The 15621-nt window shown below is 60.2% G+C and carries 15 protein-coding genes and 1 tRNA gene; 2 read left to right on the top strand and 14 right to left on the bottom strand.

Features of this window, described 5'->3' with window-relative positions; all coding sequences use genetic code 11:
- Positions 1–136: 136 nt before the first annotated feature.
- The gene (locus VZF99_RS10105) at positions 137–328 is read right to left on the bottom strand and encodes a hypothetical protein (RefSeq protein WP_407336159.1); all 192 of its coding nucleotides are present in this window, start codon (positions 326–328) and stop codon (positions 137–139) included.
- A 231-nt stretch (positions 329–559) separates the two neighbouring features.
- Between VZF99_RS10105 and VZF99_RS10110 the strand changes: the two genes are divergently transcribed.
- A complete protein-coding gene (locus VZF99_RS10110) occupies positions 560–700 on the top strand; it encodes a helix-turn-helix domain-containing protein (RefSeq protein ID WP_407336109.1) in 141 nt (46 codons plus the stop codon).
- Between the two features lie 122 nt (positions 701–822).
- Here the strand turns inward: VZF99_RS10110 and VZF99_RS10115 are convergent, their stop codons facing one another.
- From VZF99_RS10115 to VZF99_RS10145, 7 genes are all read right to left on the bottom strand, one after another.
- The gene (locus tag VZF99_RS10115) at positions 823–1701 is read right to left on the bottom strand and encodes an SMODS domain-containing nucleotidyltransferase (RefSeq protein ID WP_407334678.1); all 879 of its coding nucleotides are present in this window, start codon (positions 1699–1701) and stop codon (positions 823–825) included.
- Positions 1701–2624, bottom strand: a complete 924-nt coding sequence (locus VZF99_RS10120; RefSeq protein ID WP_407334679.1) for an S-4TM family putative pore-forming effector — start codon at positions 2622–2624, stop codon at positions 1701–1703. The genes VZF99_RS10115 and VZF99_RS10120 overlap by 1 nt, the downstream gene beginning before the upstream one ends.
- A 103-nt stretch (positions 2625–2727) precedes the next feature.
- Positions 2728–3477: an abortive infection family protein gene (locus VZF99_RS10125; protein ID WP_407334680.1), complete on the bottom strand. Its 750-nt coding sequence runs from the start codon at positions 3475–3477 to the stop codon at positions 2728–2730.
- Positions 3477–6599, bottom strand: coding sequence for a type I restriction endonuclease subunit R (locus tag VZF99_RS10130; protein ID WP_407334681.1), 3123 nt, complete (start codon positions 6597–6599; stop codon positions 3477–3479). Before VZF99_RS10130 ends, VZF99_RS10125 begins: the two co-directional genes overlap by 1 nt.
- Positions 6596–7729, bottom strand: coding sequence for a restriction endonuclease subunit S (locus VZF99_RS10135; RefSeq protein ID WP_407334682.1), 1134 nt, complete (start codon positions 7727–7729; stop codon positions 6596–6598). The genes VZF99_RS10130 and VZF99_RS10135 overlap by 4 nt, the downstream gene beginning before the upstream one ends.
- Positions 7730–7794: 65 nt before the next feature.
- Entirely contained in the window at positions 7795–9360 is a 1566-nt protein-coding gene (locus VZF99_RS10140) for a type I restriction-modification system subunit M (RefSeq protein ID WP_407334683.1), read from the bottom strand.
- Between the two features lie 170 nt (positions 9361–9530).
- The gene (locus VZF99_RS10145; protein ID WP_407334684.1) at positions 9531–9917 is read right to left on the bottom strand and encodes a site-specific integrase; all 387 of its coding nucleotides are present in this window, start codon (positions 9915–9917) and stop codon (positions 9531–9533) included.
- A gap of 219 nt (positions 9918–10136) precedes the next feature.
- Between VZF99_RS10145 and VZF99_RS10150 the strand changes: the two genes are divergently transcribed.
- Positions 10137–10394 (top strand): hypothetical protein, encoded by a 258-nt coding sequence (locus VZF99_RS10150; RefSeq protein ID WP_407334685.1) that lies wholly within the window; start codon positions 10137–10139, stop codon positions 10392–10394.
- A 234-nt stretch (positions 10395–10628) separates the two neighbouring features.
- Here VZF99_RS10150 and VZF99_RS10155 read toward each other — a convergent pair whose 3' ends face one another.
- From VZF99_RS10155 to eno, 6 genes are all read right to left on the bottom strand, one after another.
- A complete protein-coding gene (locus VZF99_RS10155) occupies positions 10629–11033 on the bottom strand; it encodes a helix-turn-helix domain-containing protein (RefSeq protein ID WP_407334686.1) in 405 nt (134 codons plus the stop codon).
- 612 nt (positions 11034–11645) lie between these two features.
- Positions 11646–11719: transfer RNA gene (locus VZF99_RS10160), tRNA-Leu, on the bottom strand.
- A gap of 53 nt (positions 11720–11772) precedes the next feature.
- The gene (locus VZF99_RS10165) at positions 11773–12735 is read right to left on the bottom strand and encodes an exopolyphosphatase (protein ID WP_407336110.1); all 963 of its coding nucleotides are present in this window, start codon (positions 12733–12735) and stop codon (positions 11773–11775) included.
- Positions 12736–12821: 86 nt separating this feature from the next.
- Complete coding sequence (locus tag VZF99_RS10170; RefSeq protein WP_407334687.1) at positions 12822–13373, bottom strand: DUF501 domain-containing protein; 552 nt, start codon at positions 13371–13373, stop codon at positions 12822–12824.
- On the bottom strand, positions 13370–14275 hold the full coding sequence (locus VZF99_RS10175) for an FtsB family cell division protein (protein WP_407334688.1): 906 nt from the start codon (positions 14273–14275) through the stop codon (positions 13370–13372). The genes VZF99_RS10170 and VZF99_RS10175 overlap by 4 nt, the downstream gene beginning before the upstream one ends.
- A 63-nt stretch (positions 14276–14338) precedes the next feature.
- Positions 14339–15616 carry a phosphopyruvate hydratase gene (gene eno / locus VZF99_RS10180; RefSeq protein WP_407334689.1) on the bottom strand — a complete coding sequence of 426 codons (1278 nt, stop codon included), beginning with the start codon at positions 15614–15616 and terminating at the stop codon, positions 14339–14341.
- Positions 15617–15621 lie beyond the last annotated feature (5 nt).

Here is a 15621-nt window from a genome sequence, read left to right on the forward strand (position 1 = left end):
CTCCTCGGGGTGGGTGGACTGTCGGTGACGGCGGCTCGGGCGCCGAGGGGACAGTCTAGGAGCGGGGGGCGAGGAGGTCGCGGCGGGGCGATGGGCGGGAGCTAGGTCATCAGCCACGGCTATGGCAGACGGCCCGTCACCCTGGGAAAACGCGGCCCACGGCGATGACGGGGATCGAGACGGTCTTCTTAATTGCCGCGGCGTTGTCCACGTACGCGCCGATCGTGTCCGGGAGGGGGCCGTCGGTGAAGTTGTCGAAGGGGTTGCGGCCCCAGCCGGCCACGCACGAGAGCCGGTGGCTCCCACCCCATCGGTCACCGGCTCTCATAGCCAATAACGGTGGCTCCCAACCTCAATATCCAGTGGATCCCGAACCCTCAAGTACTCACGGGCTGCCCCCAGCCGGCAGACTCCCGAGATGAACTCAAGCCCGGCGTCCTCGAGAGGAAACCGGGCTTGAGGGCATTGGTAGTCCTTGCTGGCGCTAAGACCAACACCCCAAGGCCCGCCGATCAGGATGGTGAGCAGGAGACTTCCGTGCATCGACCTCTCCGAGCAAATGCGGCGCGAAGTGGTGAGTCTCTACGAGGCCGGACAAACTAGCCGAGCGGTCGCCGAAGAGTTACAGATTGGGAGGACAACCGTCCTAAAAGTACTGAAGCAAGAGGGTGTCATGATTCGACCCCAGGGGGTTCATTAGGCCTAAACTAGACTGCCATTCACCTGAAAGACGAAAAGGCAATCTTCACCCACAACCGAAACCCAAGAAGCTCATCTCATTTCAGCAAACCATAGCGCCGAACTACCAAGATGACGACAAAACTATCCGTAAGCCGGAAAACGGTCCCCCAATATAATTCCCCATTGACGAATAGCTTCCTCGTGGTCACCTCGATCCTCAGCAGCAATCGCCAAGTCGGCCCTGGCACGCGCAGAACCTAACGACTGATTGACTAATGATCTTGCCGAATCAGTCAAGTAGTTTGAAATGTCTCCACCAAATCCAGCGGGATCCAAGACTGAAAGATTGTATTGGTTATGATCGAAAAACATGCGTAGCGCAGTTCTTCTATTGGCACCAAGAGAGCTGAAGGACCGGGCAGCTAGCATTTCAAGATGGAACGAAGAAAGTCGAGAACTGTGAGCTCTATTCCATTGTTTTGCAATGACTACGAACCGCTTAAGGTTGCCACCAAGCTCGCTATTCCGGCGGTTCATGTAAGACTCGTGCTCCAGAGGATTTGTGTTCAGCCACCCGCCCGAACCGTCGGGTATACCGTATCCCCCACCCGAGTACTTCACTACAGCTGCCACATCAACCGATAGACCATCTGCGTAAAAAAGTCGCACCGCCTGTCCACGGGTTCCTATTTTCCTCACGGTAGACGCGTCATTCAGTGACTGCCTTACTCTATACAGGAAGCTTGAAGAGTTCGTCTGGTAACTGGAAGACCACAAGTCCGGGTCGACATGCAGATGAACTAATAAGTCAATGTCGTCAAACGGCCTGCTCGCCGTGTGACGTCCGAGAGAACCAATCACCTTTGTAGACTGGTACTGCATTGTAGAAGAAGAGGGGAAAGCAGTCATGAGCGAATTTACTACGGCAGTTTTTCTTTGCGACACCTTGGCCCGCGTGTCGTTGTCTTCAGCAATGGAGACATAGAACTCATCAAACGCACTCGCTATTGTCGGAGCCATCAACTCTTCCTCACATTACTAGATATCTGGTGCGCCGCACTCTTCATAGCTCTTTCGTTCTGCTTCCTCTTCAGCCAATAAATAAAATCTGGAACTTGTGGTGCGTCTCTCCGCAAGTCAAATAGTCTCGCTTGCCAAACTAAGAGGTCCTGCGACTGCAAGTTATCTGCACCGTCAGCAAGCTTCTGCTCGATAGCCGCTGCCAAATCGCGGCGGTCGTCAGCCGCCCGCGCGATGAGCCGCCGATACTCCCAGATGTCTAGAAAAGCGGGAAGAAGTGGCAACACCATCGCGAGAATGAAGTCACTAAGGGCAACTTCAACAACTAACCCTGCACTGACTATTACCGCAGCCCAAACAACTACGATCCAGGTCCACACGCGCGCAGTAGTTCGGAGCAATCGGTCCGCATACGAAGCATTAGCGCGCTGAGCGATCGCGACGGACACAAGGCCATCTTGCTCTTCGTCCATCGGGTACCAATTACGTAACTTCTGGCTATTAACTCGCTGTTGTAGTTCTGTATCGTCACCCGACAGCAGGTTGATTTCCTCAATCGGTGGAGTGGTGGAGCGAGCCCCAGTGTTAGGCATTCCGAATACCCGAAAGTCAAACAGCTCCTGAAGGGATGCCGCCTGATCCACCTGGCGCCGCTCGCAAAGCGAAAGGGTAGTTCGACCAAGGAATATCCAGAGGCCCGCGACGGCGCCCGCGACAACGGCAGTCCCTGGAAAAAAGACCGAAAGAATGGGGCCAAGGATCGCAATCGCCGCCATTCCAATCCAGCGCAACCCCATCCAGCGCTTTGATTTCGAGTACAAAGCGCGTTGCGCGACGAGCAACCGTAGCGACTCGGTCGCATTCTGCGCCGCGAGCATCTCGGCGCTAGTTGGAACTTCATAGTCAAATCGATCGTCCGTCATTTTACCTCACTAAACACTATAAACTTAGTGTAAGGAAATCAGCCTTTATTGACTAGTCCAATATTTATGGTATAACCGTAAGCGCAAAGAGCATCTTCGGGCATTATCCCCGAACTTTAAAATCGATGTAAGCAAAAATAGTGCGTGCGGCGTTTATCGCCAATAGCGCCTCCCCTTCGCCCAGCAGCGCATCATTGGGATGCGCAGGAGTCGCATTATTCCGAAGCGTCGTCAGCGCATCAAGAGTTGCTGCCATCGAATAGAGCACCCGACTGACTTCCTCCGCGCGCTGCCCAGTCGGGGTGAGTCGCGGATGATTCTCACGAAGCCTCTTCACCGCGTATTGTAGGGTGGGTCGCTTGGGCAGGGCAATGTCAACCTCTGCACAGAGTGCGTTCATGTGTCCGTGAAGCGCCGTATGTACGCGATCCACTGCACTGGCCGGGCCGCTAGTGCGAATAAGGTTTTCTGCATCGACCAAAGCCTGCCGAACAACTGCACTCATCGACTCAATCGGCTTGGGGCTCGCTACGACCGGCGCCCCCTCCAGCTGCCGAATCCATCCGTCGACAGTAGGCTTGAAATGTCGACGAACCTCAGAGTCTGAAGGAAACCGCTCCAGCACCCCTCGCAAAATCTTTGCTTGCCGGTCTGGTGTCTGTCCGGTCAAGATCGTGATAAACCGTTGCCGGGTAGTGCCTTCGAACTCGTCCGGGAAGATGTCGTAGATGCCGCAATACTCAGGATAGAAATCCGTGTGTGTCCGATAGTTGAAGTCCCCGAGATAGCCGCCGTCTACACCAATGTAGCGGTTTACAAGGCGAAGAGCGTCCCGCTCTGTAAGTTCCGTCACTATTCGCCACTCCCGCTACTTAGCCCGAAGAATCGCTCGTAGAATGCACCCAACTTCTGGATCACGCGCTGCTTCCGCTCACCATGGCCGCCAGCGCTCGCGAATCGAGATACCGGCGGTAGCACCTTGGTGATTGCGGTACCAGTGGTACGCAGAGAACCGGCGCGGAACGACGCCTCGACGAAGTCCCGCGCATTGTCGGCACGAAGATTCTCTTCTTCGATGATCTTAGCTAATTCAGCTTCGCGCCTAGCGGCAATGAACGCCTGCCACTCATCGTCAATGGCACCGTCGACGGATACCGAGTCGACGAAGTCTTCAATGAGGTCCTTCTTGTTTCGCAAGGTTGGGCTCGCGTCGACCGCACGGGAGATTTCAGCACGAATCTTCTTGTCCGCGCCATCGCCACCATGCTCCTCGCGAAACTTGGCGACAAGCATTAGAATGTAGTCGACGTTGATTTCAACCTGCTTGATCAGCTCGACTTCGAAGACCACGTCGTCGTTAATTAGTTCCTTGTCGCTGTCCCTGTCTTTACGGAACTCGGCATAGAGGTCGAGGTAGACACTGCGGTAGTCCTGCCCCTGGCGCTCGCTGAGGATCTCGTTGCCGGCGAAGTCGTCAAACGAGGTGAGGATGTTCTCCAGCCGAAGAACCTGACCGAACAGTACGATGAATTCCTTCTGGGCAGCCTCACCGACGATCGGTTGTCCGAGCGGGAACGCCGACAGCATCTCGTTCACCTTCGCGGCGTACTCGCCGTAGTACTCCCCGTATGGCTTGAGGATCACCACTCCGCGGGCGTCCTTATTCCCAAATAGCTCCAGCGCCTTGTTGGTGGCGTCCTCGAGGTCGCGAAAAGCCACTATGTTGCCGTAGGTCTTCACCGAGTTCAGGATGCGGTTAGTGCGGGAGTATGCCTGGATCAGGCCGTGCGCGCGCAGGTTCTTGTCCACAAACAGGGTGTTCAACGTGGTTGCGTCGAACCCGGTGAGGAACATGTTGACCACGATCACCAGGTCCAGTTCGCGGTTCTTCAGCCGCTGCGACAGGTCCTTGTAGTAGTTCTGGAATTTGTCGGCGCTGGTGTCGTAGCTAGTGCCGAACATCTCGTTGTAGTCGACGATCGCATCTTCGAGGGCAGAGCGGGCATCGGTCGGGAGATCGTCGGTCTCGAAGCCCTCGTCATCGATGATCCCGTCTTCGACAGCTTCATTGGCGCCATACGAGTAGATCATCCCGATCTTGAGGCGCTTGTCAGTCGGCAGCTTTTCCTGCTCCCGCTTCAGCACGTTGTAGTAGATCCGTGCTGCCTCAATCGAGGCAGTAGCGAAGATGGCGTTGAAGCCGCGCACGCGCTTCCGTTCGCGTACGGCTTCGGCTTGACGACGGGTCCGCGTCGCCTGAGACACATTGGTCACCACTGAGTGCTCGTAGCTGGATGAACGCTTCGTCTTCTGGTCGAAGTGCTCCAGGGTGTACCTGACGATCTCGCCGATGCGGCGCTCATCCAGTAGCGCCTTCTCTCGGTCGATCGCCGAGACCTGCTTGTCGTCAGGATTGCCGACCTTGATCGTATTGATGTAATCGATCCGGAATGGCAACACATTCTTGTCGGTGATCGCGTCAACGATCGTGTAGGTGTGCAGCTTCTCACCGAAAGCTTGCTCAGTGGTCTTGAACTGCGGGTTACCGCCACTGCCGCTGTTCTCGGCGAAAATCGGCGTGCCGGTGAAACCGAACAGATTGTAGCGCTTGAACGCCTTGGTGATGTCGGTGTGCATATCACCAAACTGCGAACGATGGCACTCGTCGAAGATGATCACGACGTGCTCATTGGTAATGCCGTGATTCTTATTGGCCTTGATGAAGGTCGAGAGCTTCTGGATCGTCGTGATTATGATCCGAGCAGTCGGGTCTTCGAGCTGCTTCTTCAACACCGCCGTTGAGGTGTTGGAGTTCGCCGCACCCTTTTGGAAGCGGTCGTACTCGCGCATCGTCTGGTAGTCGAGGTCCTTTCGGTCAACGACGAATAACACCTTCTCCACGCTCGGCAGTTTCGAGGCCAGTTGTGCGGTCTTGAACGATGTCAGCGTCTTGCCCGACCCCGTGGTGTGCCAAACGTAGCCGCCGGCCGCGATTGTGCCGAGTTGCTTGTAGTTCGTGGCAATGTCGATGCGCTGCAAGATTCGCTCCGTCGCGACGATCTGGTACGGGCGCATTACCAGCAGCAACCGATCGGCGGTCAGCACGCAGTAGCGGGTCAGGATGTTAAGTAGCGTGTGCTTGGCGAAGAAGGTCTTGGCAAACGACGTCAGGTCTTGGACTGGCTTGTTCTGTGCATCAGCCCACCACGACGTGAACTCGAACGAATTTGAGGTCTTGCGACCGTTGCCCGTCTTCTGACCCTCTTTGAGGTGCTGACTGCGAGTCGTGTTTGAGTAGTACTTCGTCAGCGTGCCGTTGCTGATGACGAACAACTGCACGTACTCGAACAGCCCAGAGCCCGCCCAGAAGCTATCGCGCTGGTAGCGATTGATCTGGTTGAACGCTTCACGGATGTCGACACCACGCCGCTTGAGTTCGATGTGCACCATCGGCAGCCCGTTTACTAGGACCGTCACGTCGTAGCGGTTGGCGTAGCGCCCGCCAGCACTCTCCACCTCAGAAGGATCGGCGCGGTCCACCTCGTACTGGTTGATGACCTGCAGCCGGTTGTTGTGGATGTTCTGCTTGTCCAGCAACGTAATGTTCTTCGTTGAACCATCATCACGTTTGAGGATCTGCACATGATCTTCCTGGACGCGCACGGTCTTCTCAGCGATGCCGTCATTCTTTCCGGAGATCTTGTTCTCGAAGAAGTCAACCCATTCTGCATCCGAGAACGTGATGTGATTTAGCGCCTCCAGTTGCGTCCGGAGGTTAGCCACCAGCTGCGCTTCAGAGGTGATCGCCAGATACTCGTACGCTTGCGATTCCAGCAGCTTGATTAGCTCCCGTTCAAGCGCAGCCTCGGACTGATACGCGACCTCTGACGCTTCATCAGGCACATATTCAGCGACGACGGTGCTCTCCGCTGAGACTGCGATCGGGTCGTACTTGCGTGGCTTCGCTTGGCTCATGAGGCGGCCTCCTCGAAGGTCAGCAGTTTATCGCGGTAGTACTCGTACTGATCGCGCCGAGCCGCCAATTCAGCAGAAAGCTCCAGGATAAGGCTACTCACTGCAGTTTCGAGCGCATCCAGACTTTCGACTATCCTTTGCTGCTCAGCAATGGAAGGAACCGGAAAACGAAGTCCGGTAACTTGCGATTTACTCAGGTGGGTCTGATCCATCCCGTTGTCATGCGACAGCAGGTTAGGATTTCGATCAAGGAAGTAATAGAGAAACCTAGGATGGACGCGGCCCCGGTCCTTCACACGAATCCTCGCCACCCGTTGATTAATTGCATATGCATTGTCTCGATCTATGTAAAAGGTTCTCGCCAGAGCACGACCATTCGGGAGGTCACTCAACACAAGCGCAGTATCGCCTTCGCTCGCTGGCGTCCGAATGTCACCCAATCGCACAAATCGATTCGCTTCACCGTTACGGGAAATAAACCGAGCAGTCACGATCGGTATATCACCTTCGGGGTCAGCCAACTTCTCATGAGCCTTGCCGTTCGCGTATTCCGCAACATCACTCAGATTTGTCCACTCGATACTAGAGTCGAACGACAGAAGTTCGCCGCGAAAGTGATCAAGCTGACGGCAACGTGCTTCCGTTTCTGATTCCAGCTCTGATCTGAGCTCAAACTCGAGTTGAGTGTAATCGTCCAACACTCTGACAATCTCACGTTGGACTTCGAGCGGAGGCATTGGTATACCGTACTTCATGATCGCAGCCTTATTACCCCGTGGCATTTTCGCACCCTTCGCATACCTCATGCTGTAAGCAAAAAATGCATCTGAAGATAGGAGATAGTAAAGAAATTCCGCCAAAAGAACTCTGTTCGAGCCTTCGCGAATTCTAATTGCAAGCACATCACCGCTGCAGCCACCCGAACTCGTAGCGCGCCATACCTTTTTGAGATAAGGCCGGATGTTACCCATTAAAATGTCGCCGGGCTCATACCCAGTCAGACGCGAGGTGTTCGGTAGGTAAGTTGCGTCAACCCGACCACCCCTGTCACCTACCAAATTATCGACGCCAACGAAGCTTGTCCCGTCAAGATCGGCAGCGACAACGCGCGTTCGCGAGTAGTCAGCCACCTCCGATAGTGGCACGTGGCGCACACCATCCGGACACAACTCGGCTATTAGATTGTCTATACGGCTCACTTAGAGCCCTCCAGCTCTGCCACGATGTCATCTATAGACGTGCGGAGTTGTTGTTGACGAGTCACAATGCGGCCGATTTCTCCATTCAGTTCGGCGATATCGACGATCTCGTTGAGATCTTCCTGTTCAACAAAGCTTGATACTGCGATGTTGTAGTCGTTGGCCGCGATCTCTTCGTTTGCCACAAGTTTCGCGACATGGTCGGCATCTACGCGAGCCGCAAGGGTGTCGAGGATGCGATCCTGGTTCTCCGGAAGCAGCTTGTTCTTGTTGCCAAGGCGCTTGAATTCTGCCGAGGCATCGACGAAGAGCACGCTATTGTCCGACTTGGACTTCTTAAGCACGATTATGCAGGTGGCGATCGTGGTACCGAAGAACAGATCTGGCGGCAGCTGTATCACCGCATCGACGTAGTTGTTGTCGATCAGATACTTTCTGATCTTCGCCTCTGCACCACCACGATAGAGCACACCCGGGAACTCAACAATCGCCGCGGTTCCATTCACTGCCAGCCACGACAGGATGTGCATGGTGAAGGCCAAGTCAGCCTTAGACTTCGGAGCAAGTACGCCCGCAGGGGCGAATCGTTCGTCGTTGATCAGCAGTGGGTTGGCGTCGCCCTCCCACTTAATTGAGTAGGGCGGATTGGAAACGATCGCTTCGAACGGCTCGTCATCCCAGTGCGCGGGATCAGTGAGTGTGTCACCGTGTGCGATGTCGAACTTCTCGTAGTTCACGTCGTGTAGGAACATGTTAATACGGGCAAGGTTGTAGGTGGTCAGGTTGATTTCCTGGCCATAGAACCCGCCGACGTTATCCTTGCCCAGCACCTTGGCAAACTTGAGCAGTAGGGATCCTGAACCGGCTGCCGGGTCGTAGACTCGGTTGACCCTCTTCTTGCCCGCCACAGTGATCTTCGCGAGCACTTCAGAGACTTCCTGGGGAGTGTAGTATTCACCGCCTGATTTGCCGGCCTGAGATGCGTACATCTGCATGAGATACTCGTAGGCATCTCCGAACAGGTCGATCGAATTATCCTCGAAGTTGCCGAGCGGGAGGTCCCCGATGGCGTCGAGCAGCTTGACTAGCCTCTCGTTGCGCCTAGCGACAGTGTTCCCAAGCTTGGAGCTGTTGACGTCGAGGTCGTCGAACAGTCCCTTGAGGTCGTCCTCGCTGTCAGAGCCGACAGCCGAACCTTCGATGTTCTTGAAAACTCGCTCAAGCGTCTCATTCAGATTGACGTCCCGCGCAGCACGCTCACGAACATTAAGAAAGAGCTCAGATGGCAGAATGTAGAATCCTTTTTCGTCAACCGTATCTTTTCGACCGAACTCGGCATTCTCGTCGTCCAGCTTTGCGTAATCGAAGTTCGTGTCACCGGCTTCATGTTCAAGATTATTTAGATAAGCGGTGAGATTCTCGGAGATGAATCGATAGAACAGCACGCCGAGCACGTAGCTCTTAAAGTCCCAGCCGTCGACGCTACCCCGTAGGTCATTGGCAATGCGCCAAATCGTCTTGTGTAGCTCGGCTCGCTGCGCTTCTTTTGTCTTCGGTGACATTTCAATCTCTCCTGGGCTTCGATTAACTGCCTCTATATTTGATGTTTGTATTTTAGCATTTCATCGAACACTTGTGCGAGCGCGGTTGCGCTGTACTGTCAGACCCCCTCAGGTTGCCAGAGGACTACCACAAGTCCGGGCATTCTGGCCGCGAGCCGCACTGTGCTCTCTCAACGCTTGTCGCCGCGCCTGATCACGACGGCGTCCGCTGGATTTGGCTCCAGCCCGATGACGTCGTAGAGCTTCCGCATCGCGGTTATTCGCCGACGGATGGTGCTCTCGCTATACTTTCTCCTGCGAAGAAGAGCCACGTACTGGCGAAGGTCCTGCACGGTCAGCGCGAGTACGTCCTTGTCACGTTCCTCAGCCCACATGAACACGTCGTCCAAGTCGCCCCAGTATGCCCTCGCGGTGTTGTAGCCGTACGGCAATAGCACCTGCTTACGGAGCTCATCGAAGCGCTCGTACCGGGCCTCGAGCTCCCTAATGATCGGCAGCAAGTAGTCCGGGCAGTAAGACAACCGCTCCGGTTCCGATTCATCACCGCCCTCTCGCATGCCACGACTCTATCCGGCTTAGTGCTATCACGCTTGTACTTCTACGTTGTCTACCTGCGAAGTTAGCGTGTTTTCCGTCAGATCCGCTGTTTGCGGGTGACCCGCACAGCCAATTGATTGGAGACTACAGTGTCCGGACTTCAGCGCATTCCAACGAGCACACCCGCTTCGTATCCAACGGCTACAGGAGGCCGCCTCTCCCGTCAGACCGCCCGCGGCTTGGCGACGATCGATCACTCCACAGAGATCATGAGGGCCCGTGTCGCAGCGGCCGGCGAAGTTCACCAAACCCAAGTCGATGCCGTGGCCCGCGCTGGCGCGTACGCGATCCAGCAAGTTGCGCTGTTGGCGCAGATCCAGCAGGAACTCGCACTTGCGGCCTCGGCTGCATCCGGGGACCTGGACTTCATCAAGTCGATGACCACTAGCGGCATCGGCCAGGTTGTCGCTGACACCAGTCGGGCGGTGAATCGATGATCTCGACAGTGGTTGTCGTTATCGCTATCGCCTGCCTGCTTGAGGTGTTGAGCCAGGACGACGCAAAGGCGGCGGAAATTCTCGACCATCTTCGAACCTTCATCGAGCCCTGAGCGGGCCGGCCGAACACATGAGGTCCGAACCCTGAGGCGTGGACCACGGCTGAACTGCGGCCCGGTAGTCATACGGAGACCGGGCCGCAGATTTATCGGACGTCTACTCAAATTAATCCACCTAGTGGAGGTCTCGGGCGGCGATGAGCCCGGTGATGAAGTCGGTGACGCGGTCGGCTTCGGCGTCGGTGAGGTCGAAGTATTGGCCTCCGACGATGGTGCGGGCGGGGCCGAGTGGTTCGAGTCCGTAGAGGATTCGGGTGGCGGCTGATAGCGCGGCTCGATTGGCGATGGATCTGATCGAGCAGTCGAGCGCACCAGCGATTGCTGTGAGCTGATCGCGACTGATGACGGCGGGTGGCGTGGCCTGTCTATAGGCGGTCGGTTGTGACTGGCCGCGTTCCCATGCGCTGATCCATGGGGATTTCACGCCGATGGCCACTGCCAGTTTGAGCTGGGTGAGTCCGGCCTCCATACGTGCGGCGCGGATGGCGCGGCCGAGCGAGCGGGCTTCCTCTGGGGTCAACGGGACTCCTTCCCTGAAATGCCTTGGTGAACGGTGACCAGAACGGACCAGTTTCCGTCGTGGACGGAGGTCGCCACAACCGAGGTCTGCGCGTTGTTCTGGGGGTAAAGCTGGTGAAGGCGGCGGTCGAGAGCCATATGAGCATGAAGCTCACTTGGCCCGGACCCGATGATGAACATGTCGACCATTTTGCCCGGCCCGCGGATTGCGTCTGGTATCAGATGTGGTCGACCCCCCCCAAAAAAAAGCTGATGCATGCCACTGCGGCCTCGACCGCCGGTGGACAGATGGCGACGGGGCTGTGGCGGACTCGGGCTACCACTTCTACTCGAAGCAGCTCACGGACCAGTGGGACGCGCGGCACGAGACCTGCGCGCGGTCGCCGAGTTCGGGTGGAGGGAGCACAACTGCGACGTAGAACTCGCGATGTCAAGTACACATGGGTCCACACCACTGTGAAGTCCACGGACGACGACGCGGCCGACGGCGTCGTGACCTAGCGCATGAAGCACTACTTCCGAGACGGCGGAACCGCGGCGGTGCACTTCCGGTCGTGCGTGCGGAAGAAGCTCCTCAGGGTCCGTGCGGGGGCTCGCCAGTACGCTCAAGCGGTGCCCCCAGTCGGACTCGAACCGACACTTTGACGGTTTTAAGCCGTCTGCCTCTGCCAATTGGGCTATGGGGGCTTGCCGACCTCGCCACAGCGGGGCCGGGTGGCGCGCGGGCCGTCGGGCCAGGCTTAAGTGGCCAGCCGGGTCAGCACCGACATCCCAATGCCGTCCAGGATGTCCTTCTCACTCACCGTGAGCTCGGACAACCCCGCGCGCTCTGCCATCTCATCACACAGCGCCTGGACCACGATGGAGCCCCCACCGATCACGTCCGCACGACCCGGATGCATCGGCCCCATGCTGCGGCGCTCGGTCACCGACGAGGCGACCAGGCGGTCGCACACCTCCCGCATCCGGTCCAACGTGATGACGCTGCCGTGGATCCGCTGTGGGTCGTACTCCCCCAACCCCTGCGCTAACGCGGACAGAGTGGTGAAGGTGCCGGCCACGCCCACCCAGCGGGCGGCCCGTCCCACCGGGACGTCGCCGGCCTCGGTCAGTGCGTCGGCGACCACCGCGCGGGCCTCGGCGATCTCGCCGGCCGTGGGCGGGTCCGAGTGGAGTACCCGCTCGGTGATGCGCACGCAGCCCACGTCGAGGCTGCGGGCCCCCAGAAGCTGCACCTCGCCGCGGACGAGCTCGCCCACCACGATCTCCGTGGACCCGCCGCCGAGATCGGTCACAACGAACGGGCCGTCGGACGCCGACAGGTCGGACACCCCGCCGGCAAAGGTCAGCTCGGCCTCGGTCTGCCCGGAGATCACCTCGGCCTGCGCGCCCGGGAAGTGCCGACCGAGTACCTCGGCGGTCATACCGAAGAACTCGTCCTTGTTGCGGGCGTCGCGGGTGGCGGAGGTGGCGACCATCCGCACCGACTGCACACCGAGCTCAGCCATCGTGGCGGCGTAGTCCGCGAGCGCGGTGCGGCAGCGAGAGAGCGCGCCGTCCGAGAGCCGCCCAGTCGCGTCCACGCCCTCGCCGAGTCGGATGATCCGCATCTCGCGGGTTACGTCCACCAACCCGACCTCGCCGGGGACGCCCTCGGCGACCAGCAGCCGGATGGAGTTGGTGCCGCAGTCGATCGCGCCCACCCGGACCGCGCCGGGACGGGCGTCGCCGCCCCCTCCGACGAAGCTGCCGGCGCCCGACTCGGACACCTGGGCCCCGGAAGCCGAACTCACTGCTGGTCCATCGCCACGTAGTCCGGGATCCCCAGCTCCTCGGGCGTGGGCCAGTCGGCGGGCAGGGCGTCGCCGCGCAACCCGGCCTCGCAGGCCAGCGCCACCGACTCGTCGCCCAGCCACACCACGCCCGGCCCCTCGGCCAGCGCGTACGCCATCAGCACGTGCAGGCACTTGACGCGCTCGGGCATGCCGCCCCCGGAGAAGTCGGTGCCCAGGTCCTCGATCGCGTTGCGCTGCGCCAGGTATCGCTCGTGCGCCTGGCGATAATTGGCCGACATCTCGGGGTCGGTGGACAACCTCGTCGTCATACCCCTCATGATCCCCGCCGACTCCTGGCGGCTCGCCTCGGCGGTGAGCCGCGGATCGGTCAGGTAATACAGCGTGGGGAACGGGGTGCCGTCCTCCAGCCGCGGCGCGGTCTTGACCACCCCGGGCCGGCCGTCAGGGCTGCGGTAGGCCACCTCCAGCACGCCCCGCGGCGGCCGGCCCAGCTGGGCCTCGATCGCCTCGAGATCTTCCGTGGACACGCTCTGCTCGGCGCTCACGCTGGGGGGTCCTCCTGTGTTTGTTCTTGGACGCCGCCCGGGATGGGGGCGGCGGGGTCGTCGGCACCAGGCACGCCGGGCACGACCGGCACCGGCGGGGTGTCGGGGCCGCCGGGGATGGACGTGCCTTCGAGCACCGCCGAGTCCTCCGGCATGATCGGGTCGGCGGGCTCGGCGATGGAGTTCCACACGCGCGTCTGCCACGGCTGCGCCGCCAGCTCGGCGGCCTTCTGCTCGGCCACGGCCTGCTCGATCGGGTCGACCATGGACACGCGGTACGGGGTCTCCCCCGGCTTCACGGCGCCAAAGCGGATGCGGGCCTGCTGCTCGATGTACGCCGGGTCCGAGAGCATCTGCTCCTCGGCCTCGAGCTCGGCGATCGTCGCCTCGAGCGCGGCCCGCTCCTGCGCCACGGTCTTCTCGTCGCGCAGGAACTGATAGTGGTTGCGCAGCGGGAACGACACTGTGACGAGCAAGATGATGGCGACGACGGCGAGGAGTCCGATCCGCCGCGGGGTGTAGTTCCGCGGGCCCAGCAGGGTGTCGGACAGGTCCGTGCGCGTGGTGAGGCGGTGGGCCTCCGGATGCGCGGTGGTGCCGACCCGGCCGGAGCGGGCAGAGGCCGGGACGGGCCGGTCCCGTTCGCGGCTCGGCGTCCGCCGGCGGGGCGTCTCCCGGCGGGTGGGGTCGGCGGGCTGATCGGCCCCGGCCTGCCCGTCGACCCCGTCGCGGCCGGTAGCACCCGGGCCGCGGCCGGTGCTACTCCCCCGGTCCGCCGCGGTCCCCCGGCCCGTCCCGTTCGCACGGCGACGGATGGCGCCCGACGCCTCCCCGGGCCGCCGGGACGCCGCACGATCGCGTGCGTCTCCCCGGCGGTCCGAGGGGCGGGGCGGGCGAGCCATGCGCCTTCCTTTCCGACTACGTGCCCGTCAGCAGCGAACTGCCGACGGGCGGTGTTGGTGCCGTCAGGCGTTGAAGCGCGGGAACGCCTCGGTGCCGGCGTACCGGGCAGCGTCGCCGAGCATCTCCTCGATGCGCAGCAGCTGGTTGTACTTGGCCACGCGCTCGGAGCGGGCCGGGGCGCCGGTCTTGATCTGGCCACAATTGCAGGCCACGGCGAGGTCGGCGATGGTCGTGTCCTCGGTCTCGCCGGAGCGGTGCGACATCATCGAGGCGTAGCGGTTGCGGTGGGCCAGGTCCACGGCGTCCAGCGTCTCGGTGAGGGTGCCGATCTGGTTGACCTTGACCAGCAGGGCGTTGGCCAGGCCCTTCTCGATGCCCTCAGCCAGGCGCTGCGGGTTGGTGACAAAGAGGTCGTCGCCGACCAGCTGCACCTTGTCGCCGATCATGTCGGTCAGCGTCTTCCAGCCGTCCCAGTCGTCCTCGTCGAGCGGGTCCTCGATGGAGACCAGCGCGTACTTGTTCACGAGCTCGGCGTAGACGTCGGCCATCTCGGCGGCGGAGAGCTGCTTGCCCTCGAAGTGGTACTTGCCGCCGGAGTAGAACTCGGTGGCCGCCACGTCGAGCGCGAGGGCCACGTCGGTGCCGAGCGAGTAGCCGGCCTTCTCGATGGCCTCGGCGATGAGGTCGAGCGCGGCGGTGGTGGACTCGACGGAGGGGGCGAACCCGCCCTCGTCGCCCAGGCCGGTCGACAGGCCGCGGTCCTTGATGACGGTCTTGAGGTGGTGGTACACCTCGGTGCCCATACGCAGGGCCTCACGGAACGTGGGCGCGCCGATGGGGGCGATCATGAACTCCTGCACGTCGACGCCCGAGTCGGCATGGGCGCCACCGTTGAGGATGTTCATCATCGGCACGGGCAGTACGTGGGCGTTGGCACCGCCGATGAAGCGGTACAGCTCGAGGCCGGACGACTCGGCGGCGGCGCGGGCGACGGCCAGCGAGACGCCGAGGACAGCGTTGGCGCCGACGGTCGACTTGTTGGGGGTGCCGTCGGCGTCGAGGAGGGCCTCGTCCACGACGCGCTGATCCTCGGCGGGGATGCCGATGACGGCGGGGGCGAGGACATCCAGCACGGCCTCGACGGCCTTGGTGACGCCCTTGCCCATGTAGCGCTCGTCCTCATCGCGCAGCTCCACGGCCTCGTGGGCGCCCGTCGACGCGCCGGACGGCACGGCGGCGCGGCCGAACGAGCCGTCGTCCAGAAGCACCTCCACCTCGACGGTGGGGTTGCCTCGCGAATCGAGGATCTCCCGGGCTCCGACCTGCTCGATAAGCGCCATCTGTG

Source organism: Dietzia kunjamensis (assembly GCF_045689975.1).
In the GTDB taxonomy this organism is placed as follows: domain Bacteria; phylum Actinomycetota; class Actinomycetes; order Mycobacteriales; family Mycobacteriaceae; genus Dietzia; species Dietzia kunjamensis.